This window comes from Modestobacter sp. Leaf380, from assembly GCF_001424485.1.
Taxonomy (GTDB): Bacteria; Actinomycetota; Actinomycetes; order Mycobacteriales; family Geodermatophilaceae; genus Klenkia.
The window spans coordinates 23,648-49,774 of the sequence record NZ_LMQC01000003.1; the positions used below are offsets into that span (position 1 = coordinate 23,648).

Below are 26,127 nucleotides of genomic sequence, written 5' to 3' on the forward strand. Positions count from 1 at the left end.
GGCCCATGGACGGCCTCATGCAGCAGACGCCCCTGACGATCGACTCCATCTTCCGGTACGTGGAGCGCCACCACGGGCACAAGCCGATCGTCACGAACTCCCCCACCGGCCCGGTCCGGACGACGTACGCCGAGTGGGCGGTGCGCACCCGCAAGCTCGGCGGGGTCCTGGACACCCTGGGCATCAGCGCGGACGGCCGGGTGGGCACCTTCGCCTGGAACTCCGCGCGGCACCTCGAGCTGTACTTCGCCGTCCCGAGCACCGGGCGCGTGCTGCACACGCTGAACATCCGGCTGTTCCCCGAGCAGCTGACCTACATCGCCAACCACGCCGAGGACGAGGCCGTCTTCGTCGACCGCACCGTCCTGCCGCTGTTCTGGCCGCTGGTGGACACCATGACCACCGTCCGGCACGTCGTGGTCATGGACGACGGCGGGGACAACGAGATCCCCGACGACCCCCGGGTCTCCCTCTACGAGGACCTGATCGCCGCCGCAGAGCCGATCGACTTCCGGGTCGAGGACGAGAACCGCGCGGCCAGCATGTGCTACACGTCGGGCACCACCGGGAACCCCAAGGGGGTCCTCTACAGCCACCGCTCGACCGTGCTGCACACCATGGCGGTGGTGCAGCCCAACGTGTTCTCGATGGGCGAGACCGACGTGGTCATGCCGGTCGTGCCGATGTTCCACGCCAACGCCTGGGGCCTGGCGCAGGCCGGCCCGTCGGTGGGTGCCGCGATGGTCTTCCCCGGCCCGATGATGCAGCCCAAGGCGCTCGCGGACCTGATCGTGGACGAGGGCGTCACCTTCACCGCCGGCGTCCCGACGATCTGGCAGGGTGTGCTGCCCGAGCTGGCCGGCCGCGAGCACCGGCTGCGCGACATCGGCTGCGGCGGGTCCGCGGTGCCCAAGGCGCTGTCGGAGGCCTACCGGGAGCAGATCGGGCTGCCGATCCTGCAGGCCTGGGGCATGACCGAGACCCACCCGGTGGCGACGGCCTCCCGGCTGCCGCGCGACCTCTTCGACGGCAGCGACGAGGACAAGGCGACCTGGCGGGCCCGGGCGGGCGTGCCGTTCATGGGCGTCGAGGTGCGCATCGTGGAGGCCGGCACCACCGACGAGCTGCCCTGGGACGACGTCGCCACCGGCGAGCTGCAGGTCCGCGGCTCGACCACGGCGGAGGACTACTACCGGCCCGACGCCGGGGTGGAGCTGTCCACCTCCGACGGCTGGATGAAGACCGGCGACGTGGCCGCGATCGACGCCCGCGGGTCGGTCCGCATCGCCGACCGCACCAAGGACCTGATCAAGTCCGGTGGTGAGTGGATCAGCTCGGTGGACCTGGAGAACGCGATCATGGCCCACCCGGCGGTCAAGGAGGCCGCCGTCATCGGCATCCCGGACCCCAAGTGGGACGAGCGGCCGCTGGCCTGCGTCGTCGTCCGGGAGGGCGAGACGCTGACCGCCGAGCAGGTCATCGAGCACCTGACCCCGCTGGTGGCCAAGTGGTGGCTCCCCTCGGCGGTGGAGTTCATCGACGAGGTGCCCAAGACCAGCGTCGGCAAGTTCTCCAAGAAGGACCTGCGCACCCGGTTCGCGGACTACCAGCCCTCCTGACGGGACCGTGCGGGGGCGCAGGTCACAGCGCCCCCGCACGCCGGACCCCCGTCCTCCCCCGGGAGACCGCGGCGCCGCTGCCTGCCGTTCACCTCGTGCTGGTCCGCTGCCGGGGTGGACGACGAACGCCTGCTGGTGCTGCTGCCCACCTACGACGAACGCGAGTCGCTGCCACGGGTGGTGCGCCGCATCCGGGACGCCGTCCCGGGCGCCGACGTCCTCGTGGTCGACGACGCGTCCCCCGACGGGACCGGGGCGGTCGCCGACGGGCTGGCCCGCTTCGACCCCCACGTGCACGTCCTGCACCGCGGCGGGAAGGCCGGCCTGGGCGCCGCCTACCTGGCCGGCTTCGCGTGGGGTCTGCAGCGGGGCTACGACGTCCTGGTCGAGATGGACGCCGACGGCTCCCACCAGCCCGAGGAGCTGCCCCGCCTCCTGGACGGGCTGACCGGTGCCGATGTCGTGCTGGGTTCGCGCTGGGTGCCCGGCGGCCGGGTGGTGGACTGGCCGCTGCACCGCCGGCTGCTGTCCCGGGGCGGCAGCGCCTACGCGCGGTGGGCGCTGGGCCTGCAGCTGCGCGACGTGACGGGCGGCTACCGGGCGTTCCGGCGGGAGGTGCTCGAGGAGCTGGACCTGACCCGGGTGGCCTCCCAGGGGTACTGCTTCCAGATCGACCTGGCGTGGCGGGCGCTGCGGGCGGGCTGCCGGGTGGCGGAGGTGCCGATCACCTTCGTCGAGCGCACCAGCGGCGCCTCCAAGATGAGCGGCTCGATCGTCGGTGAGTCCCTGGTCCGGGTGACCGGCTGGGCCGTGGCCGAGCGGACCGCCCAGCTGGCCCGGGTGCTGCGGGGCGAGCCGACGCGGGTCCGGCCGGTCCCGGTCCGGCACCGCCGGGCGGACCGGCTCGAGTTGGACGGCGCGGCCTGACCGCGGCCCCGGCCCGGGCCGCGCGGCGCCCGCGGGCGGCTGTCGGCACCGGCCCGCTGCTGCTGGCGGGCTGTCTCCTGCTGCCGTGGGTCGTCGCGCTGTCCTCGGCCCAAGCCGGCCTCACCCAGCTGGTGGACCTCCCGGACTGGTGGGGCGCCTGGCCGGTGCGCGCGCCCGGCGACCAGCTGGGCTGGCGGGTGACCGGGGTGCTGGCGACCACGGCCTGGGCGGGCTGCTGGGGGGCGCTGCTGCTGCGCCTGGTCCGGGCCCGCCGCACCGGACGGGGTCCGGGCACCCGGGCCCTGCTCGCGCTGGCCGCCGGCTCGGCCGCGCCCTTCCTCACCGGCGGTCCGGTGGGCAGCCTGGACGTCAACAGCTACGCCGCGGTCGGCCGGCTGGCCCACCTGGGGCTGGACCCCTACCGGGTCTTCCCGATCGCCCTGGACGACGCGTTCGGCGCGGCGGTCGACCCGCTCTGGCGGCAGACACCGACGCCCTACGGACCGCTGCAGGTGGCCCTGTTCCGCGGGGTCGCCGAGCTGGCCGGCACCGACCAGCGACTGGCCGTGCTGCTGGTGCGCGCGGTGGCCGTGCTGGCACTGGTGGCGGCGGTCGCGCTGGTGGTGCGGGTCGCCGACCCCCGCGACCGGGCGCTGGCCGTCGCCCTGACCGCGGCCAACCCGCTGGTCGTGGTGCACGTCGTCGCCGGGGCCCACGTCGACGTGCTGATCGGGCTGGGTGCGGTCGCGGTCGTGCTGCTGGCCGGCCGCGGGTGGGTGACCACGGCGATGGCGGTCGCGGTGCTGCTCGCCTTCGTCAAGCTCCCCGGGGCCGTGCTGGCCGGGTACGTGCTGCTGCGCGTCGTGCGCACCCGGGGCCCCGTCGTCCCGACGGTCGTGTCCGCGCTGCTGACGACCGGGCTGGTGCTGGTGCTGCTCCCGCACCCGTTGGGCTGGGTGGAGGCCCTCGGCGTGCCCGGGCAGGTCCGCAACGGGACGGCGCCGAGCACCTGGCTGGCCTACGGGCTGGCCGAGGTGGTGCCCCCCCTCGGGCTGGACGGCGCCCTGGGTGCCGCGCGTCTGGTCGTCGCCGTGGTCGGGGTCGTCCTGGCCACCCTGGTGCTGTGGCGGGCGGCGGGCGCAGGCACCCGGCAGGCCACGGGTCTGGTCGGGGTGGCACTGGTGCTCGTCGCGCTGAGCGGGCCCGCGCTCTACCCCTGGTACCTGGCCTGGGGCGCGCTGGCGGTCGCCGCGGGCGGCAGCACCCGGGCGCGCTGGGCGCTGGTCGCCCTCTCCGCGTACCTGACGCTGGCCGGCACCCTGACCGAGGGCCCGGTGGCGCAGCTGGTCTGTGCTGCCGCCGCCGCCGCTCTCGCCGCCGGCGCGGTCCGGTACACCCGCCCGGGGGTGCCGGCAGCGGTGCGGGCCTGACCCGATCGGGCCAGGTCGGGGCGTTCGGCTGGAGCGTGCGCCCCGGGCGGCCGACGACGAGGTCGTGACAGCGCTCGACAGCACACCCGGGACCGTCCGGGACCCGGACTGGCCGGCCGAGCTGGACCGGCTCGCCGCCCGACCGGAGACCCTGCAGCTGGTCTTCCAGCCCATCGTCGACGTCGCCCGCGGGGTGGTCGCCGGCTACGAGACCCTGGCCCGGTTCCAGGACGCCGACGGCGGTCCCAGCCCGGCCACCCCGGACCGCTGGTTCGCCGCGGCCGACGCCGCGGGGGTGGGGGCCCGGGTGGAGGCGCTCGTCGTCCGACGGTGCCTGGACCTGCGTGCGGACCTGCCGCCCAACTGCTTCCTCACCGTCAACGTCAGCCCGCACCTGCTCACCGAGCCCGAGCTGGCCGACCTGCTGCTGTCCGCCGGGGACCTGGCACCCCTGGTCCTGGAGCTCACCGAGCACCAGGACGTCGCCGACCTGCGGCCGCTGCTGGACGTGCAGGACCGGCTGCGCGACCGGGGCGCGCTGGTCGCCCTGGACGACGCCGGCTCCGGGTACTCGGGCCTCCAGCAGCTCACCGCCGTCCGCCCGCAGCTGATCAAGCTGGACCGGGCCCTGGTCGACGGCGCCGACCGCGACCCGGTGAAGCTGGCACTGGCCCAGCTGCTGGGCGAGTTCGGTGCCCGGATCGACGCCTGGCTGCTCGCCGAGGGCGTGGAGACGTGGGGCGAGATGGAGGCCTTCTCCCGGCTCGGTGTGCCGCTGGCCCAGGGGTACCTGCTGGGCCGCCCGGCGCCGCCGTGGTCCTCGCTGGACCCCGCGGTGGCCGCCCGGCTGCGCGAGGTGCACGTGCGTGGACGGCTGCGGGAGAACGTCGTCAGCCTCGTGGAGCCCGTCGAGCTGGTGCCGGTCGAGGGGGCTCCCACCGGCCGCGGCGCCGCCGTCCGGGTCGACGCCCACGGCCACCCGGTCGCCCTGCTGCTCCCGTGGCGCCGCGACCAGGACCCCGGCGGGCACCGGTCGGCGCCGGTGTCGCTGCGGGTGCCGGCCTCCACCGGGACCGCCGAGCTGGCCCGCCGGGTCGCCACCCGGCCCGAGGAGACCCGCTTCGACCCCGTCGTCTGCGTGGACGACGTCGGCGCGGTGGTCGGCCTGGTCCGCGTCGAGCACCTGCTCGCCCGGCTGGCCGAACAGCACGACGGCGACCCCGCCTGACCCCTGCACCGCCTGACCCAGACCCCCTCGTGGAGCCCACGCGAGACCAGCACGACCCGAGCACCGCGCCGCGGTGCCGACCCGAGGAGAACACCGTGAAGAGCTTCGCCTGTGGGGACGTCGTCCCCGGTTGCGGCCGTACGTTCAGCGCCGCCGACGAGGACGGCATCCTGGCCCAGGTCGCCGCGCACGCCGGCGCCGACCACGGCCTGACCGAGGTCCCGCCGGCCCTGGTCGCCCAGGTCCGGTCGCGGATCACCGTCGCCGGCTGAGTGGAGGGCGGGGGCGCAGGAGACCTGCGCCCCCGCCCTCCGCTCAGACCACGCGCGGGGGGTTGCCGGTCTCGCTGACCATCGGGCGGCCGGCGTCCTGCCACTCGCCCATGCCGCCGCCCACGTTGACGGCCTCGTAGCCGTTCTGGTTCAGCCAGGCGGCGACCCGGGCCGACCGGCCGCCACCACGGCAGGTCACGTACAGCGGGTCGCCCTCGGGCAGCTCGTCGAGCCGGGCCGGGACGTCGCCCATCGGGATGTGGGTGGCCCCGTCGATGTGCCCGGCGACCCACTCGTCGTCCTCGCGGACGTCGAGCACGACGGCGTCGGCGGGGACCTCGGCGGCGGGCACGGTCGGGACCTGCTGCGGCATCGTCACGCTCTCCATCGTGGCACGCGCCACCGACTGGGAGGATGGCCCACGATGACCCAGCTGCCGCCCGACCGGCCCGCGCCACCCGCCCCGCCCACCGCGGCGGCCCGGCTGCCGGCGTGGTCGCTGTCCCGCGACGCGATCGCGCTGTGGACCGTCGAGGGCGTGCTCGGGAGCCTGTTCTGGGTCGCCGTGGTGACGGCGCTGGAGGTCTTCGCGCCCCTGCCCACCTGGCTGCGCGTGCTGCTGCCGGTGCTGGTCGCCGTCGACGCGGTGGTGATGATCGGGGTGCGCCCGCGGCTGCGGTACCGGGTGCACCGCTGGGAGGTCACCGACGAGGCGGTCTACACCCTCACCGGCTGGCTGTCCCGGACCTGGACGCTGGTGCCGGTCTCCCGGATCCAGACCGTCGACGTGACCCGCGGGGTGGTGCAGCAGCTGTTCGGGCTGGCCACCGTGGCGGTGATGACGGCGTCGTCCCAGGGCACCGTGCGGGTGCTGCACCTGGAGGCCGACGTGGCCACCCGGGTGGCCGACGACCTGGCCAGGCGGGCGGAGCGGGTGCGGGACGAGGCCACGTGAGCGGTCCCTGGGGTCAGCCGCAGCCGCACTCGCCGCAGGCGGACCCGGCGCACCCGCCGGCCGGCCGGCGCACGTCGTGGCGGGTCGTGCTGGTGCACACCGCGACCTTCCGGCAGGCCCGGTCGTTCGTCCCGGCCCTGCTGGGGCTGGGCGCCGTCGTCGGCACCCGGCTGGACGCCGGGCCGTGGACCGTCGTGGCCCTCGTGGTCGGGGTGACGCTGGCGTCCCTGGGGTTCGCCGCGCTGTCGTGGTGGCGGTTCAGCTACACCGACGGCGAGACGGCGATGGTGGTGACCCGCGGCCTGCTGTCCCGCTCGGTGCGCACGGTGCCCAACGACCGGGTGCGCGGCGTGGAGGTCGAGGCGCCCGCGCTGCACCGGGTCTTCGGGCTGGTCCGGGTGCGGGTGGACGCGGCCGCCGGTGCGGTCTCCAACGACGAGGAGGAGCTGGTCGTCGACGGGCTGACCCCCGCCGAGGCCGACCGGCTGCGCACCCACCTGCTCACCCGGCGGGCGCCGGACGTGCCGGCCGAGGCGTTCGAGCCCGAGCCGGTGGAGGAGGAGTTCGCCCGCTTCGACAACCGCTGGCTGCTCTACGCCCCGCTGGTGGGGAGCTACCTGGCCGTGCCGCTGGCCGCCGTCGGCGCGCTGTTCCGGCTGACCGACGAGCTGCCCGACCGGTGGCGGCCGGAGCTGGACCGGCCCGACCTCGCCGACGGCACGGTCGTCGTCCTGGTGGTCGTGGCGGCGGCCCTGCTGCTGGTCGTCGGGGCCGTGGTGGGCAGCGCGCTGGTGAACTGGCGGTTCCGGCTGGTCCGCCGCGGCGGGTCGCTGGTCGCCGTCCGCGGCCTGGTGACCCGGCGGCACACCGAGCTGGAGGTCGACCGGATCCGCGGGGCGGCGGTGTCCGAGGGCCTGGGCATGCGGTGCGTGCGGGCCGCTCGGGCCACGGCCCTGGTCACCGGACTGGGCGATGCGACCCGGCGCGGTCAGCTGCTGCCGCTGGGCCCCCGCGAGGAGGCCTGGGCGCTGGCCCTGCGCCTGGTCGAGGACCCCGGCCCGCTGCGCGCGCACCCGCCGGCCGCGCGCCGGCGCCGGGTGGTGCGGGCGGTCGCCGGCGGGGTCGTGGTCACCGCGGGCGGGGTGCTGCTGCTGGCGCTGACCGGGCAGTGTTGGCTGCTGGCCGTCGGGGTCGTGCTGGCCGTGCTCGGCGTCCCGCTGGGCCTGGGGCGGTACGCGGCCCTGGGGCACGCGGCCGGGCCCCGGTCGTTCACCGTGCGCTCGGGCTGGCTGGTGCGTGAGCAGGTGGTGCTGCAGCGGCGGGCCGTCGTCGGCTGGCAGGTCCGGCAGTCGTTCTTCCAGCGGCGGCAGGGGCTGGCCACCGTGGTGGCGGCCGTCGGGGCCGGCAGCGGTGGCTACCAGGCGCTGGACGTCGCCGCCGCCGACGCCGCGCCCTTCGCGGCCGCGGCATCGGGCCGCTGGGCCGCGACGCTCAGCGACCCCGGCTGAACGACCGCTGCACCGGCACCGCGACGGCGGCCACGAGCACGCCGGCCGAGAGGCCGCCCCAGGTGGGGCGCGGCAGCCACCTCAGGAGGCGTCGAGGACCTCGCGCAGGTGGGCCATCGGGTCGCCCTCGACCGCCCCGTCGACCAGGTCGTCCAGCCACACCCGGAAGGCCGCGGTGCTGCGGGCCACGGTGAGCCGCACCCGCCAGTCGACGGTGCCCCCGGTGCGGTCCACCAGCGCTGCGGCGACCACGCGCTCCCGGTCCCCCAGGCGCATCAGCGGGTGCGCCCGGGCCGCCGGGGCCTGCCGCAGCACCCGGAACAGCCCGGCCGCCCGCTGGTCGTCGGCCACCAGCTCGGCGCCCACCACCAGCAGGGCCGCGTGCAGGGCCGCGGTGTCCGAGACCCTGGCCGGGGTCGCCGCGAGCTCGGCCTGCACCCGGTCGGCGAGGACCCGGGCCGGCTCGGTGAGCACGTCGTCCTTGGTCGGGAAGTAGCGGAAGAACGTGCGCGGGGCGATGCCCGCGGCGGTGCAGACCTCGGCCACCGTCACCTCGTCGTAGCCGCGCTCGGCGAACAGGCCGAAGGCCACGTCGACCACCCGGGCCCGGCTGTCCGCCCGCTTGCGCTCCCGCAGCCCGTCCACGTCGTCCTCTCCGCTGTGGTGCACCCGACCCGGTGTACGGGACAACGAAGTGGCACACTCTGCCTCGTGGCACAGTCTGCCACTTCCTGTCCTGGCCAGTACACCGTCGTGCCGCGGGACCACGATCCGTTGGAGGACCCCGTGTCCGGAGCCACCCGCACCGCCGCAGCGCCCGCCGCTGCCGCCGAGCCCGACGAGGGCTGGACGGCGCCACAGGTCACGGCACTGTCCGTCGTCGCCGTCCTGGGCGTCATCGTCGCACTCACCACCTCGCTGCTGGTCCCCGTGCTGCCCCAGCTGTCCGCGCAACTGGGGCCCGACACGCCCTGGCTGCTGACCGTCACGCTGCTGGTCGGCGCCGTCGCCGTCCCCGTGTTCGGCCGGCTGGCCGACCTCTACGGCAAGCGGCTGATGCTGATCGTCGCCGCCGTCGCGCTGACCGTGGGCTCGGTGGTCTGCGCCCTGTCGGACACCCTGGCCTGGCTGATCGTCGGCCGCGGCATCACCGGCCTGGCCACCGCGGCCATCCCGCTGGGCATCAGCCTGATCGGCACCGTGCTGCCGCCGAAGCGGGCCGGCACCGGGATCGCCCTGGTCAGCGCGACGCTGGGCATCGGCGGCGCCCTGGGCCTGCCGCTGGCCGCCTTCATCGCCGAGCACACCGACTACCACGTGCTCTTCTGGATCTGCGCCGTCGGCGGGCTGGTCGCGGTCGTCGGCATCCTGACCGTGCTGCGTGAGGTCCGCACCGAGACGCGCGGCCGGATGGACCTGCCGGGCTCGGTCCTGCTGGCCGCCGCCCTGGTGTCCCTGCTGCTGCCGCTGGCCCAGGCCTCCCGCTGGGGCTGGTCGGACCCGAAGACGATCGGGCTGCTGGTGCTGGCCGCCGTCCTGCTGGTGGTCTTCGTCCTGGTCGAGCGACGGACGGCGTCCCCGCTGGTGGACATGGTCACCAACGCCCGCCCGGCGCTGCTGCTGACCAACGTCGCCTCGGTCTGCGTGGGCTTCGCGCTGTTCGCCAGCCTCATCGGGACGGCGTCCTACGTGCAGGCACCGGAGGCCTCGGGGTACGGCTTCGGCTCCTCGGTGCTGGTCAGCGGCCTGTGCCTGCTGCCCAGCGGCATCGCGATGATCCTGCTGTCCCCGGTGTCGGCGAAGCTGTCGGTGCGGTTCGGCCCCAAGGTCACCCTGGCGCTGGGCTCGGGCGTCATCGCGGTCGGCTTCCTGGGCCGCATCCTGTTCACCGGCTCGTTGTGGGAGGTCGTGGTCTTCACGACCGTCGCCGGTGCCGGCACCGGCATCGCCTACGCCGCCATGCCCAGCCTGGTGCTGCGGGCGGCGCCGAGCTCCGAGTTGGCCGCCGCCAACGGGCTGAACACGCTGGCCCGGTCGGTGGGCAGCTCGCTGGCCAGCGCCATCGGCGGCACCCTGCTGGCCGCCTCCACCCTCACCCTCGGGACGACGGTGCTGCCCTCGCTGACCGCCTACCGGGTGTTGTTCGCCGCCTGCGCGGGCGCCGCGGTGCTCGGTGCGGTCATCGCACTGCTCATCCCGGCGGCGACCCCGGCGGAGCGGGAGGCCGTGCCCGCCTGAGCCGGGGTCAGGCCAGCCGGGAGACCAGTCCGCGGGCGGCGGCGGGGTGGTCCCCGGCGAGCAGGCCGGCGGCGGCCAGCACGTACCGGTCGTCGACGGCGACCTCGGTGCCGGTGAGGACGCCGCCGGCGCCGCCGCGGTCCCCGCCCAGCCGGGCCACGACGGCGTTCCGGGCGGTGCGGTCGGCGTGCCGGAAGACACCGCCGGACAGCACCACCAGACCCACCCCGCGGGCGCTGGCACCGCCCGGGCCGTAGGCGGCCTCGGCCCGCAGGTGCCGGCGCAGCGCGACGGTGGCCGCCGCCTCGCCCAGGGCCAGCGCGCCGTCGGCCAGCGGCGGCAGGCCCTCGGCCCGGGCGGCGGCGCGCAGGTCGGCGACGGCGTGGTGCACGCCGAGGTCGCCCTCGACGGTCCGCCGGTGCGCGGGGACGCCGACGGCCTCCCGGCGCAGCGCGGCCTGCTCGGGGTCCAGGTCGGGCACGCAGTAGACGTCGGTGGTGGCCCCACCGACGTCGAGCACCACCACCCCGGGGACGTCGGCCTCGGCACGCAGCCCGGCCAGCACGACGACGCCGTCGAGCACCGCGTCGGGGGTGACGGCGCGGACCCACTGGCGCAGGCGCGGGTCGGTGGACAGCCGGTCCCCGCCGATGACGTGCTCGAGGAAGACCGCCCGGATGCCGGCCCGGGCCTCGTCGGGCGCGAGCTCGCCGATGTCGGGCAGCACGTTGGCGCAGACCGTCACCGGGTGGCCGCCGGCGCGCAGCACCGCGGCCACCTCGGCCGCGACGTGCGCGTTCCCGGCCAGCACGACCGGTACGGACCCGTCCGCACCGGCCAGCGCGCCGGCGTTGTGGGTGAGCACCGCGGTGTCGCCACCGTCGGTGCCCCCCACCAGCAAGACCACGTCGGGACGGGCCGCGGCGAGGGCGACCAGCGCGGCGTCGTCCAGCCGCCCCGCGGCGACGTGCACGACCCGTGCGCCGGCGGACAGCGCCGCGCGGTGCCCGGCCTCGGCGCTGATGAGCTGCTCGTAGCCGACGACGGCCAGCCGCAGCCCGCCCCCGGCGCTGGAGCAGGCCCGCACCGGCACACCGCCGAACCCGGCGGTCGCCGCCAGCACCCCGCGGACGACGTCGTCGAGCGTGGTGGGCGCCTGCGCGGTCGCCAGCAGCTCCCCGGTGGCGACGTCGACCAGCGCGGCCTTGGTGTACGTCGAGCCGATGTCGACGCAGGCCACGGTGCTCACCCCCGGAACCCAACCAGCCCCGCCCTCCGACCGGAGGACGGGGCAGGTGAGGCGCTGGAACGGCCCCGGTGCAGGGACCCGCGACGTGCGGAGCGCGTCGTGGGGCACCGGGGCCCTTCTTCAGTGCGGGGTGGCCTTCTCGGCGCCGATCCCGGTCAGGGAGCGGACCTCGAGCTCGGCGTACTTGTCGACGTCCGGCTTCTCCTTGCTGAGCATCGTGCCCAGCCAGCCCAGGAAGAAGGCCAGCGGGATCGAGACCAGACCCGGGTTGTTCAGCGGGAACCAGGAGAAGTCGACGTCCTGGACGAGCGACGTGGACTTGCCCGTGGCGGGGTTGATCGCGCCGCCGGAGACGACCGGGGAGAAGAGGATCAGCACCAGGCAGGAGATCAGCCCGCCGTAGATCGACCACAGCGCGCCCTGGGTGGTGAAGCGCTTCCAGAACAGCGTGTAGAGGATCGTCGGCAGGTTCGCCGAGGCGGCGACGGCGAACGCCAGCGCCACCAGGAAGGCGATGTTGAGCCCGGCCTGCAGCGCCAGGATGCCCAGCCCGATCGCGACCGCACCGATGACCACCGAGGTGATCCGGGCGACCCGGACCTCCTGCTTGCCGTCGGCGGCACCCTTCTTGATCACCGAGTTGTAGACGTCGTGGGCGAAGGACGCCGATGCGGTGATCGTGAGCCCGGCGACGACGGCCAGGATCGTGGCGAAGGCGACGCCGGCGATGATGCCCAGCAGCACGGTGCCGCCGAGCTCGAAGGCCAGCAGCGGTGCCGCGGAGTTGACCGCACCGGGGGCGGCGAGGATCTCGTCGGCCCCGACCAGGGCACCGGCGCCGTAGCCGATGACCAGGCTGAACAGGTAGAAGAACCCGATCAGCCAGATCGCCCAGACCACGGACTTCCGGGCGTCCTTGGCGGTGGGCACCGTGTAGAAGCGCATCAGGACGTGCGGCAGGCCGGCAGTGCCGAGCACCAGGGCCAGGCCCAGGGACACGAAGTCCAGCTTGGAGGTGCCGGTGGCGCCGTACTGGCCCATCGGGGAGAGCACGTCGCGCGGGGTGGCCTGCTGGGCCGCGGTGTCGGCGGCCCCGCCGAGCAGCGAGGACAGGTTGAACCCGTACTTCCCGAGCACCCACACGGTCATCACGAACGCGCCGATGATCAGCAGGGTGGCCTTGATCAGCTGCACGTAGGTGGTGCCGCGCATGCCGCCGACGAGCACGTAGAAGATCATCAGCGCGCCGACGACGACGACGGTGAGGGCCTGGGCGGCCTCGCCGCTGACCCCCAGCAGCAGGGTGACCAGTCCGCCGGCGCCGGCCATCTGGGCGAGCAGGTAGAACAACGAGACGGTCAGCGTGGACAGCGCCGCCGCCGTCCGGACCGGGCCCTGCCGCATCCGGAAGGCCAGGACGTCGGCCATGGTGAACCGGGCGGTGTTGCGCAGCAGCTCGGCGACCAGCAGCAGCGCGACGAGCCACGCCACCAGGAACCCGATGGAGTAGAGGAAGCCGTCGTAGCCGTAGACGGCGATGGCGCCGGCGATGCCCAGGAACGACGCGGCGGACAGGTAGTCACCGGCGATGGCCAGGCCGTTCTGGGTGCCGGAGATGTTGCGCCCGGCGGCGTAGAAGTCGGCGGCGCTGGCGTTGGTGCGGCTGGCCCGGAAGGTGATGACCAGCGTGATCAGGACGAAGACGCCGAAGATCGAGATGTTGATGACGGGGTTGCCGATGGTCACTGCTGCTCCCCCGGGAGGAACTGGTGGGCCTCGAGCCGCTCGCGCATCTCGTCGGCCACCGGGTCGGTCTGGCGGGCCGAGTAGGCGACGTAGAGCTGGGTGATGAGGAAGGTCGTCACGAACTGGCCCAGGCCCAGCAGGATGCCGAGGTTGACGTTGCCGAACACGTGGGTGTTCATCAGGTCCACCGCGTAGGTGCTCAGCAGCACGTAGGCCAGGTACCAGGTCAGGAAGGCCACGGTCATCGGGACCGCGAAGCGGCGGAAGCGCCGCTTGAGCTCGGTGAACTCCGGGGAGTCCTGGGCCTGCCGGTACTCCTCGGGGGTGAGCAGCCGGCGTTCGGGTTCGGTCACGGGGTGGCACCTCGCTGTGGGTCCGCTGTGTGGGTGCGCTCACACTAAGGGGTGCCGGTGACGTTCCGGAGTGACCCGGCCCCCGGCGCACCGCAGACGTCACCCGGTGGCAACGCGGGAGGAACGCGGCGGCGGTTGCATGGCTCATGGCCCCGTCCAGGACTGCCCCCTCCCCCGGCTCCACCGGCTGGTTCCCGGTCGCCCGCGCGGCCGACGTCGGCTCCGCACCGCGCGCGGTGGGTGCCGGCGGCCGGCCCTTCGTCGTCGTCCGGTTGCGGCCCGGCGCCGAGGTGACCGCGCTGTCGGCCCGCTGCCCGCACCGCCTGGTGCCGCTCACCACCGGCACCGTCGTCGACGGGCGGCTGCAGTGCGCCTCGCACGGCTGGCAGTTCAACGCCGAGGGCCGCTGCGTGGACATCCCCTCGCTGGGCGCCGAGGGCACCCCACCGCCCCGGGCCGACCTGTCCACCCCGTGGGCGGTGGAGGAGCGGGACGGCTGGGTGTGGATCGCCCCGGAGCGGACGCTGCACCACCGGCCGCCGCGCGCGGTCGCGGGGACGTCGGCCGAGCCGGTGCCCGCCCTCCCGGAGCCGGCCGGCCCGGTGCTGGACAACCTGGACCCGGCCCTGGAGCACGCCTGGCACCCGGTCGCGCTGTCCGACGAGCTCCGGGACGGCGGCTGGCTCGCCGTCCGACTGCTGGGGCGGACCCGGACCCTGGAGCGTCGGGGCGGGGTGCTGACGGTCGACCCGCCCGCGTGGGGGGTGCGCGAGCGGCACGGCGTCGTCCAGGTCGCCCCGCAGGAGCCCCGGGGCGCCGACCTGGAGGTGCCCGGCGAGGACGCCCGGTCGCGCTCGGCCTGGCTCCCCCCGGTCCGCACCAGCGCGCCGGCCGCGCCGCTGCTCGACGTCCTGCTCGACGCCGCCCACGCCCCGTTCGCGCACGGCGCCGGGGCCCGCGAGGTCGCCGTCGCCGAGGTCCGGGTCGAGCACGGCGGCTTCTCCGGGGTGCGGGACGACGGGGTGGACCGGTGCACGGTCGTCCTGCGCCCGCCGTTCCAGCTGCTGGTGCGCCGCGTGGCCCCCGACGGTGCGACGACGACGCTGCTGGTGCTGCTGACGCCCGAGGACGCCGACTCCACCCGGGTGTGGACCCGGGTGCTGCTGGGCGGCCCGCAGCGGCCGACCCGCACCGCGGTGGCCACGGAGGCAGCGCGACAGCAGACGCTGCTGGCCGAGGACCTGGCCCTGCTGGAGCTCTCCGGCAGCCCGGGGCTGCCCCTGACCCCACGCGACGAGCTGCACGTGCCCGCGGACCGGCTCGGCGTCGCCCTGCGGCGGGCGTTGGGCGACTTCGTGGTGGCCGCCCGCACCCCGCTCCGGGAAGAGAGCCGGGAGGAGGGCGACGTGGCCGCCTGAGACCGGCCGTCGGGGCCGGGTGCACGATCGGGGACGTGAGCGACGTCTTCGAGCGGGGCACCGACGGGCCCAAGGTCATCGTGGTGGGCGTCGACGGGTCCGACACCTCGCTGCGGGCGGCCAGCTACGCGGCCGGGCTGGCCCGCCGCCAGCACTCCCGGCTGGTGGTCGTGCACGTGCGCACCGGCTTCCCGCCGATGGCCGGGTTGGTGCCCGGGTCGGCCGCGGTGGCCGCCGAGACGGCGACCGAGGTGTCCGCGGAGCTGGAGCGGATGGTCGTGGACGGGGCCGCGCACATCGGCATCCCGGTCGAGTTCCACTCGGTGCGCGGGGACCCGTTCGCCGAGCTGACCCGGCTCGCGGACTCCCTGCTCGCCGACGCCGTCGTCGTGGGCGCCTCGGAGCAGGCCGGGCACCGGCTGGTCGGCTCGATCGCCGTCCGGCTGGTGCGGTCGGGCCGGTGGCCGGTGACCGTCGTCCCCTGACCCGGGGGCACCGGGCCGTCACCGGCCGGCAGGCCGCTGGCCACCGCCCCGTCCCCGGCGGGTGGGAGGATCGGTCGCGTGCAACGGACCACGCCCAGACCCGGCGCCTTCCTCGAGCTCGACCAGCTCGCCGACCGGACCTTCGACGGCGTCCTCCTGGACATGGACGGGACGCTGATCGACTCCATGGGCGGGTCGATGCGCGCCTGGCGCACGTGGGCCGCCGAGCACGACGTGGACCCGGCGGCGCTGACCGCGCTGGGCGGCCGCCCGGCCAGCCAGATCGTCGCCTCGCTGCTGCCCGCCGACCGGGTGGCGGCCGGGCTGGCGCGCATCCACGAGCTGGAGGTCGCCGAGGCCCTCGCCGGCATCGCCGTGCTGCCCGGGGTGCTGGAGGCCTTCACCGCGCTCCCGGCGAACCGGGTCGCGATCGTGACCTCCTGCACCGGTCCGCTGCTGGAGGCGCGACTGACCGGGTCCGGGCTGCGCCGCCCGCGCGAGGTGGTCTGCGTGGACGACCTGACCAACGGCAAGCCCGCGCCCGACCCGTTCCTGCTGGGCGCGCACCGCATCGGCGTCGACCCGCACCGGTGCCTCGCCGTCGAGGACGCCCCGGCCGGACTGGCCGCCGGGCGGGCCGCCGGCTGCGCCACCCTGGCCGTGGGCGACACCCACCACCACAGCGAGCTCGAGGCGGACGGCTACGCCCCGCACCTGGGCCACGTCCGGTTCGGCAGCACGCCGGCGGGGATCACCGTCACCGCTCGCTGATCCCCACGCGGGGCGTCGACGAGAAGGTCACCGGCCATTCGGTGTCGACACGTCACCATGGCGACAGGAATGGTCGATGACCATTCCTGGGATCCTTTCCAGGAATTGCACGACTCAAGTGGATTACTCGTGTCAGCAGTCGTAACCAGGGGCGTCGCCGCAGGTCGAGGCGGCGCGACCCCGCCCCTCGCTGCGTGCGGGTCGCTCATCCCCCGCGTTCCCTGCTCCGAGGAGTCCCCCGTGTCCGACAGCCAGAAGCCCTCCGTTCTCACCGGTTGGTTCGCCGACCGGCCCGTCCGCACCAAGGTCCTCGGGGCGGTGGGGGTGGCCGCGGTGGCCGCGACCGCGATCGGGGTCCTGGGTCTCGCGGCGCTGTCCTCGAACGCGGAGCGGAGCGAGACGGTGATCACCGAGAACGTCGCCAAGCTGGAGCAGCTGAGCACCATCCGCGACGACCTGCGCGAGCTGCGGATCGCGGTCCGTGACCCCCTCATCGCCCCCGACGCCGCCGGCCTGGAGACCGCGCTGTCCACGATCGACGACAGGCTGGCCACCGCGCGGACCGACATCGGTGTCTACGCCGCCGGGGCCGGCGGTCAGCAGGCCACCCTGGTGCAGGACCTGGGTGCCAAGGTCGACGAGTGGGAGGCGTTCCACACCTCGACCCTGCTGCCCTTGGAGCGCGCCTCGGACAACGCCGGCTGGGTCGCCGCCAACGACAGCCAGCGGCTGCTCCCCGAGGCGATGGATATCGCCGTCTCACTGGGCGAGCTGGACGAGGCCGCCAGCAGTGCCGCCATCGCCGACATGCAGTCCTCGGCGGCCACGGCCCGCACCACCTCGATCGCCGTCCTCGTCGGCGGGCTGGCCGCCGCCCTGACGATCGCCTGGTTCGTGGCCGGTGGCATCGCCGGCGGGGTCCGGAAGGTGCAGGTCATGGCCCAGGCCCTCGCCGACGGCGACCTGACCAAGACCACCGGGCTCACCAGCGCCGACGAGATCGGCCAGATGGGCCGCGCGCTGGACGGCGCCGTCGCCGACCTGCGCACCCTGATGGCCTCCGTCGTGGCCTCTGCCGACGCGGTCGCTGCCTCCAGCGAGGAGCTGTCGGCGTCCTCGGCGCAGATCTCGGCATCGGCGGAGGAGACCGCGGTCCAGTCCGGCGTCGTGTCCGGAGCGGCCGACGAGGTGTCCCGCAGCGTGGCCACCGTCGCCGCCGGTGCCGAGGAGATGAGCGCGTCGATCCGGGAGATCGCGCAGAGCGCCAACGAGGCGGTCCGGGTCGCCGGAACCGCGGTGACCGAGGCCGAGGCCACGAACGCCACCATCACCAAGCTGGGGCTGTCGTCGAAGGAGATCGGCGACGTCGTCAAGGTCATCACCTCCATCGCCGAGCAGACCAACCTCCTGGCCCTCAACGCCACCATCGAGGCCGCCCGCGCCGGCGAGGCAGGCAAGGGCTTCGCCGTCGTCGCCAACGAGGTCAAGGAACTGGCCCAGGAGACCGCTCGCGCCACCGAGGACATCGCCCGCCGGGTGGAGGCCATCCAGGCCGACACCGGAGGCGCCGTCGCCGCGATCGGCCGGATCGGTGAGGTCATCGGCCAGATCAACGACTACCAGATGACCATCGCCTCAGCCGTGGAGGAGCAGACCGCCACGACCAACGAGATGTCGCGCAGCGTGGCCGAGGCGGCGGGCGGCACCACCGAGATCGCCGCCAACATCACCGGTGTCTCCACCGCGGCGGGCACCACCACCGAGGCACTGGGCCAGACCCGGGTGGCCGTGGACGAGCTGTCCCGGATGGCCGCCGACCTGCGCACCACCGTCGGCCGCTTCACCTACTGACCCCGGAGGGGGCCCGGCAGCTCGTGGCACGCACCGGCCGCACGTGCCAACCTGGACGCGTGGTCGTGTTGTCAGAGCTGCCGGGCCGCCCCTGCCCCATCGCCGCGGCCCTCGAGGTGGTCGGGGACCGGTGGGCGCTGCTGGCGGTGCGCGAGGTGCACCTGGGCGCACACCGCTTCTCCGACGTGCTGGCCGGCACCGGCGCACCGCGCGACCGGCTCGCCGCCCGGCTCAAGGACCTGGTGGCCGCCGGGGTGCTGGAACGCCGGCCCTACCAGGACTCCCCGCCACGCTCGGACTACCACCTGACCGAGGCCGGGCAGGACCTCGTGCCGGTGCTGGGCGCCCTCAAGGCGTGGGGACGGCGGTGGGCCGTGGACGAGCCCGCCGCCGAGGAGGAGCTCAGCCCTCGTTGACCCGCAGCCGGTCGAGCAGACCGGTGACCTCCAACGGGCCGGTGACCACCCGGTGCGTGGCGACGATGCGCAGCTGCTTGCCCGCCGCGTCCGCGGCCTTGCTCACCTCGACCAGCGCGGTGATCCCGGCCGACCCGAAGAAGTCCACGTCGTCGAGGTCGACGGTGAGCCGCGCCGGGGCGTCGCCGAGCGCGGTCAGCAGCTGGCGGGGCAACCGCGGGTTGGAGTAGTTGTCCAGCACCCCGGAGACCGCGACGCGCAGGTCGCCCGCGGTGTCGGGCTCCCCGACGGTCAGCTGGAACGGCCGTCGGCCCTCGTCGGCGGGGTCGGTCGTCGTGCTGTTGATGATGTCCTCGTTCCAGCGCTGGTCAGGCCTCGGAGAGCGTGACACCGGTCGTGGCGGTCCGCACCCGCAGACCTCCCCCCGGGGGCGGACCCCACCTCGTCCCGGGGGACGACGACAGGGCCCGCCGGGCTGCCTAGGGTCGGGGCGTGGAGCGGCAGCCGGTGGTGGAGCGCGTCTCGCGCCGACTGCGCGCGCACCCCTTCGCGGTCGACGCGGTCGTCGCCGGGCTGCTGGTCCTCGTCTGCCTGGCCCTGGGGACCTCCACCTACCCCTCCCAGCCCGGGACGGCGGCGCTGGTCTCCCTGGCGTTGCTGGTCCCGCTGGCCTGGCGCCGCACGTCGACGGTGCGCGCGGCCGTCGCGGTGCTGGGCGCGGGCCTGGTCGAGGTGGTCCTGGTCAGCGACTTCCTGCTGGCGAACGTGGCTGTCCCGGTCATGGTCCACGCCCTGGCCGCCTACGCCCCGCGACCCTGGCGCAAGGCAGGCCTGGTGCTCGGACTGCTCGGCGCACTGCTGGCCGCCTTCCGCTACTTCGGCGGCGTCTACATCGGCAGCAGCACCGACCTGATCCGGGGGACGGTGTTCTCCGCCGTGGCGATCGGGGTGCTGGTGCTGGCCACCTGGGCGCTCGGCGACCTCAAGCGGTCCCGGCTGCAGCGCGAGCAGGCCCTGCGCGAGCGGGCCGACCTGCTGGAGCTGGAGCGCGACCAGGAGATGCGCCTGGCCGCCGGGGCCGAGCGGGCCCGGATCGCCCGGGAGATGCACGACGTCGTCGCGCACTCGCTGTCGGTGGTCATCGCCCAGGCCGACGGCGGTCGGTACGCCGGGCGCACCGACCCGGCGGCGGCCACCGGCGCGCTGGAGCAGATCGCAGCCACCGGGCGGCAGGCGCTGACCGACATGCGGTCGCTGCTGGGCGTGCTGCGCGAGGACGGCGTCCAGGAGTTCGCCCCGCAGCCCGACGTCGCGGCGATCCCCGGGCTGGTGGAGGACGTGCGGCGCAGCGGGTTGGACGTCGACCTGATCACCGAGGGCCAGCCGGTCGAGCTGGCCGCCGGGTCCCAGCTGGCGGCCTACCGGATCGTCCAGGAGTCGCTGACCAACGTGCTCAAGCACGCCGGGCCGGCCAGCCGGGCCTGGGTGCGGCTGCAGTGGCGGGCCCAGGCCCTGGAGCTGTCGGTCCTGGACGACGGCCGCGGGGCCTCCGCGGCGACGGACGGCGCCGGGAACGGCGTGCTCGGCATGCGCGAGCGCGCCCAGCTGCACGGCGGGCGGCTGGAGGCCGGCCCCCGGCACGGCGGCGGGTTCGGGGTGCACGCGGTGCTGCCCTACCGTCAGGCCCGATGACGAGCACCCAGCCGATCCGCATCGTCCTCGTCGACGACCAGCAGATGGTGCGGGCTGGGTTCCGGATGGTCATCGACTCCCAGCCCGACCTGACGGTCGTGGGCGAGGCCGGGGACGGCTCGCAGGTGGTCGACGTGCTGCGCCGCACCCCGGCCGACGTCGTCCTGATGGACGTCCGGATGCCCGGCACGGACGGCATCGAGGCCACCCGCGCGGTGACGGCGCTGCCCGACCCGCCCCGGGTGGTGGTGCTGACCACCTTCGACCTCGACGAGTACGTGGTGGCTGCGATCGGGGCCGGGGCCAGCGGCTTCCTGCTCAAGGACGCCGCCCCGGAGGAGATGCTGGCCGCGGTCCGCACGGTGCACGCGGGGGACTCCGTCATCGCGGCCAGCTCGACCCGACGGCTGCTGCAGCACGTGGCCCCGCTGCTGCGCGAGGAGCGCAGCGCCGGCCCGCAGGGGCCCGAGCCGGCCCTGGCCGAGCTGACCCCGCGCGAGCGGGAGGTGCTGGTGCAGATGGCCTACGGCGCGTCGAACACCGAGATCGCCACCGGCCTGTTCGTCAGCGAGGCCACGGTGAAGACCCACGTCGGCCGGGTGCTGGCCAAGACCGGCTCGCGCGACCGGGTGCAGGCCGTGGTGCTCGCGTTCCGGTCCGGGCTGGTCCGTCCCGACGACCTGCTGCGGGACGCCGCACACTGAGCCGGTGCGGGAGTCCCGGGTCGTCGCCGCGCACCGCGCCGACCTGCTGACCACCGCCTTCCTGCTCGAGGCCGGCGGGGGGGACGAGGCTGCCGCCGAGGACCGGGTCGACCGGGCCCTGGCCCGGCTGCCTGCCGACGCCGACCGCACCGCGGCACTGCGTGCCCTGCTCCGCACCCGCCGGACCCGCAGCGCACTGGCCGGCGAGCCGGCCGCCCCGTGGTGGGTGTCCCCCGCCGACCTGGCTGCCGCGCGCACGACCGCGGTCGCACTCGGTGGCCTGTCCGACGCCGACCGGGCCGCGGTCGTGCTCGCCGACCACGAGGACCTCGACCCGGCCGGGCTGGTGCCCGGCCCGGTCGCCGAGCGGCTGGCCCGGGCGCGGGCGGCCCTCGGCGGGGACGCACGGGCCGGGCTCGCGCGGCTGGCCGGCACCCGCCGTCCCCCCGCCCGCGACGACGACGAGGCGGTGGCCGCCGTTCGCGGGCTTCGCCGGCGGCGGCTGCTGCGACCGGTCGCCGTGCTGGCGGTGCTCGCCGTCCTGGCCGTGCTGCTGCCCGGGGCCCTGCAGCGGATCGGCGGTCCGGCCGCGGAGCGGCCCGGTCCCTCGGCACCGCTGGCCGGGCCGGCGCGCGGCTCTCTGGCCGGCGACGACGACCTGCTCGCCGCCCTCCGCGACGCCGCGGGCACCGACGCGCTGACCGACCGCCGGGTGGTCTTCGCCGGGGACCTGCTGGACCGGCGGTGGGTGCTGGTCGTCGGCACGGACGGCGGCACGGACGGCGGCACCGACGGCGACCCCTCCGGCGGGGACCTGCTCGGCCTGTGGTCGACCGGCCCGGCCGGCGCCGGACCCGCGGAGCTGACACCGGCCAACCGCCCGGTCGTGCTGCGTCCCGACCAGCCCGCCGCGCTGCTGGAGGGCACCGCCCTGGTGGTCGTGGCCGGCCGGGAGGAGGGCGTGCGGGTCTCCCCCGGCCAGCTGGTGGGCCCGGCGGGGAGCGTGCAGCGGGTCTACGTCGCGCAGCCGGTGGCCGACGGGGTGGCCGCCGTCGCGATCGCGACGCCGGACACCTCGGGCCGGGCGGTCCGGGTGCAGGTGGCCCGGACCGGGACGACGAGCCCGCTGACCCTGACCCCGGTGCCCGTGACCCTCGCCGACCGCCCGGTCGCGCGGCCGGCGCTGCCCACCGCCGTCCCGGTCCGGCCGACCGGCGTCCCCGACCCCGACGCCGTGGCGGCCGCCCTGCTGTCGGTCACCGTGCCGACCGGTCTGGACCCCGCCCCGCTCACCCCGGCGCTGCTGTGGGCCGGAGCGGTGCCCGGGCCCTCCGGCCGGGTCGTGCAGGGCGTCGTCCTGGCGGTGACCGTGCCCGGGGGCGCCGTCGTGGTGAGCACCGCGGTGGCCGGCCGGCGTGCCGACGGCACGCTGCAGCAGGTGGGGTGCGGCATGCAGACGTGGCCGGCCGGCACCCCGGTCGCGGGCCTGGTGGTCGCCGCCCGGTGCACCGTGGGCGACCGGGTCGCCGACGTCTCCTCCAGCACCGTCCTCGTCGTCGCACCCCCCGGGACGGCGTCCGTGACGCTGCTCGACGGCGGCGCCGACGTGCCCCCGGCCCTCCCGTTGCCCGGCGGGGTGGGCCTGCGGCCCGACGACGACCGCACGGTGACCGCCGTCCAGCTCCCCGACCGGACCCGCCAGGCGGTCACCGCAGCCGGGCCGGGGGACCTCCTCGAGGAGTGAGTCCGCCCCGGGGACGACCCGGGTCCACCCACGGGGGCAGCACGGGGAGGACACAGTCGGGACCCAGCTCCGACGCGGCGGGGGCCCGGCACGCAGCACGGTGGACACGTCCCGGTCCCCCGTCCTCAGGAGCCCCCGTGCCCGACAGCGCCGTCCCCCTCATGACCGTCCCCGGTGGTGGGCCCGGTGGTGGGCCCGGTGGTGCGTCAGCCCCGCCGGTCACCGCCGCCGTCCGCGCGCAGGGCCTGCGCAAGACCCACGGCCGCGGCGACACCGCCGTGCACGCGCTGGCCGGGGTCGATGTCGCCTTCGACCGCGGGGCCTTCACCGCGATCATGGGCCCCTCCGGGTCGGGCAAGTCCACCCTGATGCACTGCCTGGCCGGGCTGGACACCGCGACCGCCGGGCAGGTCTGGCTGGGCGACACCGAGCTGACCAGCCTGCCCGACGACCAGCTCACCCGGTTGCGGCGCGAGCGGATCGGCTTCGTGTTCCAGTCGTTCAACCTGCTGCCCGTGCTGGACGCCCGGGACAACATGGTGCTGCCGATGCAGCTGGCCGGGCGGCGCCCGGACCCGGCCTGGATGGACGACGTCGTCGCCCGGCTGGGCCTGCGGGACCGGCTCGGGCACCGCCCGCACGAGCTGTCCGGCGGCCAGCAGCAGCGCGTGGCCGTCGCCCGTGCCCTGCTGCCCCGACCCGACGTCGTCTTCGCCGACGAGCCGACCGGCAACCTGGACTCCCGGTCCGGTGCGGAGGTCCTGGGGCTGCTGCGCTCCAGCGTCCGGGAGACCGGGCAGACCGTCGTCATGGTCACCCACGACCCGGTCGCCGCCGCCTACGCCGACCGGGTCGTCCTGCTGGCCGACGGGCGGCTGGCCGGCGAGGTGCACTCCCCCACCGCCGACGCCGTGATCGACGCGCTCCGCGGGCTGGGTGGCTGACGTGCGCACCGTCCTCCTCGCCCAGGTCCGGGCCAACGCCGGCCGGCTGATCGCCTCGATGCTGGCGATCGTCATCGCGGTGGCCTTCGTCGTCGCCACGCTGGTCCTCAACGAGACCACCCGCTCCACCGTGCTGGCCTCGGTCGGCGCGCAGTACGTCGGCACCGACCTGGTGCTGACCTCCACGGACGGCGAGTCGCTGGCCGACATCGTCGAGCCGGTGTCCGGCGTCCCCGGGGTGCAGGCCGTCGCGCCCGAGTGGGACACCTCCGTCCAGGCCGTGCTGCCCGACCGGACCGGCGCCCGCTACGTCGCCGTCACCGCCCTGGCCGAGGACCCGCTGCTGCGCTGGCAGCAGCTGTCCGCCGGGGCGTACCCCACCGGTCCGGGCGAGATCCTGCTCGCCGAGACCGAGGGCGTGGCCGTCGGCGACACCCTCCCGGTGACCTCCTACGACGCCGCCGGCCAGCTGGTCGAGGGCGAGGTGACCGTCACCGGCCTGGTCGACCTGTCCGGCACGGTCACCGGGGGCCTGTTCACCCAGGGCTTCGTGACGCCGGACCAGGCCCGGGCCTGGGGAGCGACCGTCACCGAGCTGCGCATCGCCGGCGACCCCGACCGGACCGAGCTGCAGATGTCCTACGCGACCCGCTACACGGAGCTGACGACCGGCGAGGAGACCGCGGAGCAGGCCGCCGCGGCGATCACCGGCGGGGCCACCGCGCTGACCGCCGTGCTGCTGGTCTTCGCCACCGTGGCCGTGCTGGTCGCCGGGCTGGTCATCGCCAACACCTTCGCCGTGCTGCTGGCCCAGCGGACCCGCGAGCTCGCCCTGCTGCGCTGCGTGGGCGCGACCGCCCGGCAGGTGCGGCGCAGCGTGCTCGGCGAGGCGCTGCTGACCGGCGTCGTCGCCTCCGTGCTCGGCGTGCTGGCCGGCATCGGGCTGGCCGCCGGGGTCTCCGCGGTCGCCGGCGCGCTGGACTCGCCGATCCCGCTGTCCGGGGTCTCGGTGCCCCCGCTGGCCGTCGTGGTCGGCCTGCTGCTGGGCACCGTCGTCACCGTGGTGGCGGCGCTCGCCCCGGCCCGGGCGGCGACCCGGGTGGCCCCGCTGGCCGCGCTCCGCCCGGTCGACCCGGCGCCGCTGCGTTCCCGCGGCGGCGTGCTGCGCCTGGCCCTGGGGCTCGCGCTGGCCGTCCCGGGCGCTGCGCTGACCGTCTACGGCGCTGCCGTCGGCCAGGTGCTCGTCGCCCTGCCCGGCGGGGCGCTGAGCTTCCTCGGCGTCGTGCTGCTCGCCCAACGCGCCGTCCCCCCGGTGGTCGCGGCGGCCGGTCGGCTGCTGGGCCGGGTCGGCGGGGTGCCCGCCCGGCTGGCCACCGGCAACGCGACCCGCAACCCCCGCCGGACGGCGGCGACCGCGACGGCGCTGCTCATCGGCGTCACGCTGACCACCGCGATGGTGGTGGGCGCCGCCTCCACCAAGGCCACCGCCGCGGCCGGGCTGGACGCCGCCTACCCGACGGACGTCGTCGTGGACGACTTCGGCTCCGCGCTGCCGCCCTCGCTGCTGGACCAGCTGACCGGTGTGGACGGCGTCCAGGCCGGCGTCGGCATCACCGTGGGCACGGTGACCGGCCCCGACGGCGAGCCGGTCGAGGTCGACGGGTTCGACACCGCCGCGACGCAGCCGGTGCTGCGCTCGGGGACCGACCAGCCGCTGCCCGGGCTGGGTGAGGTCGTGCTGCCGGCGTACACGATGGACCTCTACGGGGTGTCGGCCGGCGACCAGGTCACCTTCACCCAGGACGGCCGCTCGCTGACCATGACCGCGGTCGCCGGCACCGACGACGTGTACACCCCCCGGCTGACCGCGACGGAGCTCGCCGCCCTGGTCCCCGACGCCCCGGTCGGGCGGCTGTGGCTGCGGCTGGCCGACTCCGCCGACGCGGACGCCACCGCCGAGGAGGTCACCGACCTGGTGGGCACCGCCGTCCCGAGTGCGCTGGTCACGGGCCTGGCCAGCGAGCGGGCCGCGCTGGACGGCGTGCTGGACACCATGCTGCTGGTGGTCACCGGCCTGCTGGGCGTCGCGGTGGTGATCGCGCTGATCGGGGTGGGCAACACCCTGGCCCTCTCGGTGGTGGAACGGCGGCAGGAGTCCGGCCTGCTCCGGGCGCTGGGTCTGACCCGCGGCCAACTGCGTGGGCTGCTGGCCTGGGAGGCCGCCCTGGTCGCCGGGGTCGCCGCCGTCCTCGGGGTGCTGCTGGGCGGGGCGTACGGGCTGGCCGGGGCGGCCTCGGTGCTCGGCGCGCTGTCCCCCGACGGCACCGTGGTGAGCGTGCCGTGGACCCAGGTGCTGGCCATCGTCGTGGTGGCCACGGTCGCGGGGCTGCTGGCCTCGGTGCTGCCGGCCCGGCGGGCCGCCCGGACCTCACCGGTGGCCGCGATCGCCGGCTGAGCCCCGCCCGCACCCCCGTCGCCCCGCCCTCCGGTCGTCGCCGGTGGGCGGGGCGACGGACGCGTGCAACGGACCGTCCGTACCCGCATCCTGACCCACAGCGACGAATACGCAGGTCAGGA

24 protein-coding genes are annotated in these 26,127 nt (G+C 75.8%); 18 read left to right on the forward strand and 6 right to left on the reverse strand.

Annotated features, from left to right (window positions below):
- The first annotated feature begins 17 nt into the window (after positions 1-17).
- The 5 genes from ASG41_RS04660 (at position 18) to ASG41_RS22775 (ending at position 5,476) form a co-directional block, all read left to right on the forward strand.
- Positions 18-1,619, forward strand: a complete 1,602-nt coding sequence (locus ASG41_RS04660; RefSeq protein WP_235564480.1) for a long-chain fatty acid--CoA ligase — start codon at positions 18-20, stop codon at positions 1,617-1,619.
- A gap of 114 nt (positions 1,620-1,733) precedes the next feature.
- Positions 1,734-2,546: a polyprenol monophosphomannose synthase gene (locus ASG41_RS04665; RefSeq protein ID WP_200938727.1), complete on the forward strand. Its 813-nt coding sequence runs from the start codon at positions 1,734-1,736 to the stop codon at positions 2,544-2,546.
- Positions 2,547-2,677: 131 nt separating this feature from the next.
- On the forward strand, positions 2,678-3,976 hold the full coding sequence (gene mptB / locus ASG41_RS04670) for a polyprenol phosphomannose-dependent alpha 1,6 mannosyltransferase MptB (RefSeq protein WP_157519034.1): 1,299 nt from the start codon (positions 2,678-2,680) through the stop codon (positions 3,974-3,976).
- Positions 3,977-4,040: 64 nt separating this feature from the next.
- Positions 4,041-5,204: an EAL domain-containing protein gene (locus tag ASG41_RS04675; protein ID WP_082556573.1), complete on the forward strand. Its 1,164-nt coding sequence runs from the start codon at positions 4,041-4,043 to the stop codon at positions 5,202-5,204.
- 95 nt (positions 5,205-5,299) lie between these two features.
- On the forward strand, positions 5,300-5,476 hold the full coding sequence (locus tag ASG41_RS22775) for a DUF1059 domain-containing protein (protein WP_082556574.1): 177 nt from the start codon (positions 5,300-5,302) through the stop codon (positions 5,474-5,476).
- Between the two features lie 43 nt (positions 5,477-5,519).
- Here the strand turns inward: ASG41_RS22775 and ASG41_RS04680 are convergent, their stop codons facing one another.
- Positions 5,520-5,849, reverse strand: a complete 330-nt coding sequence (locus ASG41_RS04680; protein WP_162245531.1) for a rhodanese-like domain-containing protein — start codon at positions 5,847-5,849, stop codon at positions 5,520-5,522.
- 51 nt (positions 5,850-5,900) lie between these two features.
- Between ASG41_RS04680 and ASG41_RS04685 the strand changes: the two genes are divergently transcribed.
- A complete protein-coding gene (locus tag ASG41_RS04685; RefSeq protein WP_056290743.1) occupies positions 5,901-6,431 on the forward strand; it encodes a PH domain-containing protein in 531 nt (176 codons plus the stop codon).
- Positions 6,428-7,939 (forward strand): PH domain-containing protein, encoded by a 1,512-nt coding sequence (locus ASG41_RS25160; RefSeq protein WP_082556575.1) that lies wholly within the window; start codon positions 6,428-6,430, stop codon positions 7,937-7,939. The genes ASG41_RS04685 and ASG41_RS25160 overlap by 4 nt, the downstream gene beginning before the upstream one ends.
- Before the next feature lie 81 nt (positions 7,940-8,020).
- Here the strand turns inward: ASG41_RS25160 and ASG41_RS23390 are convergent, their stop codons facing one another.
- Positions 8,021-8,608: a TetR family transcriptional regulator gene (locus ASG41_RS23390; protein ID WP_200938728.1), complete on the reverse strand. Its 588-nt coding sequence runs from the start codon at positions 8,606-8,608 to the stop codon at positions 8,021-8,023.
- Between the two features lie 117 nt (positions 8,609-8,725).
- Here ASG41_RS23390 and ASG41_RS04700 point away from each other — a divergent pair, with 117 nt between their 5' ends.
- Entirely contained in the window at positions 8,726-10,177 is a 1,452-nt protein-coding gene (locus tag ASG41_RS04700; RefSeq protein WP_056290752.1) for an MFS transporter, read from the forward strand.
- Positions 10,178-10,184: 7 nt separating this feature from the next.
- Here the strand turns inward: ASG41_RS04700 and ASG41_RS04705 are convergent, their stop codons facing one another.
- The 3 genes from ASG41_RS04705 to ASG41_RS04715 all read right to left on the reverse strand — a co-directional run bounded on the left by ASG41_RS04705 (position 10,185) and on the right by ASG41_RS04715 (position 13,525).
- Entirely contained in the window at positions 10,185-11,426 is a 1,242-nt protein-coding gene (locus ASG41_RS04705) for a glutamate mutase L (protein ID WP_056290756.1), read from the reverse strand.
- Between the two features lie 120 nt (positions 11,427-11,546).
- Positions 11,547-13,172, reverse strand: a complete 1,626-nt coding sequence (locus ASG41_RS04710; protein ID WP_056290760.1) for a cation acetate symporter — start codon at positions 13,170-13,172, stop codon at positions 11,547-11,549.
- Complete coding sequence (locus ASG41_RS04715; RefSeq protein WP_056290762.1) at positions 13,169-13,525, reverse strand: DUF485 domain-containing protein; 357 nt, start codon at positions 13,523-13,525, stop codon at positions 13,169-13,171. Before ASG41_RS04715 ends, ASG41_RS04710 begins: the two co-directional genes overlap by 4 nt.
- A 146-nt stretch (positions 13,526-13,671) precedes the next feature.
- On the opposite strand from ASG41_RS04715, the gene ASG41_RS04720 reads away from it, so the two are divergent.
- The 5 genes from ASG41_RS04720 to ASG41_RS04740 all read left to right on the forward strand — a co-directional run bounded on the left by ASG41_RS04720 (position 13,672) and on the right by ASG41_RS04740 (position 18,466).
- A complete protein-coding gene (locus ASG41_RS04720; protein ID WP_056290765.1) occupies positions 13,672-14,943 on the forward strand; it encodes a Rieske 2Fe-2S domain-containing protein in 1,272 nt (423 codons plus the stop codon).
- Positions 14,944-14,978: 35 nt separating this feature from the next.
- A complete protein-coding gene (locus tag ASG41_RS04725) occupies positions 14,979-15,428 on the forward strand; it encodes a universal stress protein (protein WP_200938729.1) in 450 nt (149 codons plus the stop codon).
- A gap of 78 nt (positions 15,429-15,506) precedes the next feature.
- Positions 15,507-16,199 carry an HAD-IA family hydrolase gene (locus ASG41_RS04730; RefSeq protein ID WP_235564482.1) on the forward strand — a complete coding sequence of 231 codons (693 nt, stop codon included), beginning with the start codon at positions 15,507-15,509 and terminating at the stop codon, positions 16,197-16,199.
- 240 nt (positions 16,200-16,439) lie between these two features.
- Positions 16,440-18,050, forward strand: a complete 1,611-nt coding sequence (locus ASG41_RS04735) for a methyl-accepting chemotaxis protein (RefSeq protein WP_056290768.1) — start codon at positions 16,440-16,442, stop codon at positions 18,048-18,050.
- A gap of 59 nt (positions 18,051-18,109) precedes the next feature.
- Positions 18,110-18,466 carry a helix-turn-helix domain-containing protein gene (locus tag ASG41_RS04740; protein ID WP_082556578.1) on the forward strand — a complete coding sequence of 119 codons (357 nt, stop codon included), beginning with the start codon at positions 18,110-18,112 and terminating at the stop codon, positions 18,464-18,466.
- Here ASG41_RS04740 and ASG41_RS04745 read toward each other — a convergent pair.
- The gene (locus ASG41_RS04745) at positions 18,453-18,857 is read right to left on the reverse strand and encodes an STAS domain-containing protein (RefSeq protein ID WP_082556579.1); all 405 of its coding nucleotides are present in this window, start codon (positions 18,855-18,857) and stop codon (positions 18,453-18,455) included. The two genes, ASG41_RS04740 and ASG41_RS04745, sit on opposite strands and share 14 nt — an antisense overlap.
- A gap of 101 nt (positions 18,858-18,958) precedes the next feature.
- Here ASG41_RS04745 and ASG41_RS04750 point away from each other — a divergent pair, with 101 nt between their 5' ends.
- The 5 genes from ASG41_RS04750 to ASG41_RS04770 all read left to right on the forward strand — a co-directional run bounded on the left by ASG41_RS04750 (position 18,959) and on the right by ASG41_RS04770 (position 26,005).
- Positions 18,959-20,158: a sensor histidine kinase gene (locus ASG41_RS04750; RefSeq protein WP_056290772.1), complete on the forward strand. Its 1,200-nt coding sequence runs from the start codon at positions 18,959-18,961 to the stop codon at positions 20,156-20,158.
- The gene (locus tag ASG41_RS04755; protein ID WP_056290776.1) at positions 20,155-20,862 is read left to right on the forward strand and encodes a response regulator transcription factor; all 708 of its coding nucleotides are present in this window, start codon (positions 20,155-20,157) and stop codon (positions 20,860-20,862) included. Before ASG41_RS04750 ends, ASG41_RS04755 begins: the two co-directional genes overlap by 4 nt.
- A 4-nt stretch (positions 20,863-20,866) precedes the next feature.
- Positions 20,867-22,606: a hypothetical protein gene (locus tag ASG41_RS04760; RefSeq protein ID WP_056290779.1), complete on the forward strand. Its 1,740-nt coding sequence runs from the start codon at positions 20,867-20,869 to the stop codon at positions 22,604-22,606.
- A gap of 137 nt (positions 22,607-22,743) precedes the next feature.
- On the forward strand, positions 22,744-23,550 hold the full coding sequence (locus ASG41_RS04765) for an ABC transporter ATP-binding protein (RefSeq protein WP_235564484.1): 807 nt from the start codon (positions 22,744-22,746) through the stop codon (positions 23,548-23,550).
- 1 nt (position 23,551) lies between these two features.
- Positions 23,552-26,005 (forward strand): ABC transporter permease, encoded by a 2,454-nt coding sequence (locus ASG41_RS04770; protein WP_056290783.1) that lies wholly within the window; start codon positions 23,552-23,554, stop codon positions 26,003-26,005.
- Positions 26,006-26,127: the final 122 nt, after the last annotated feature.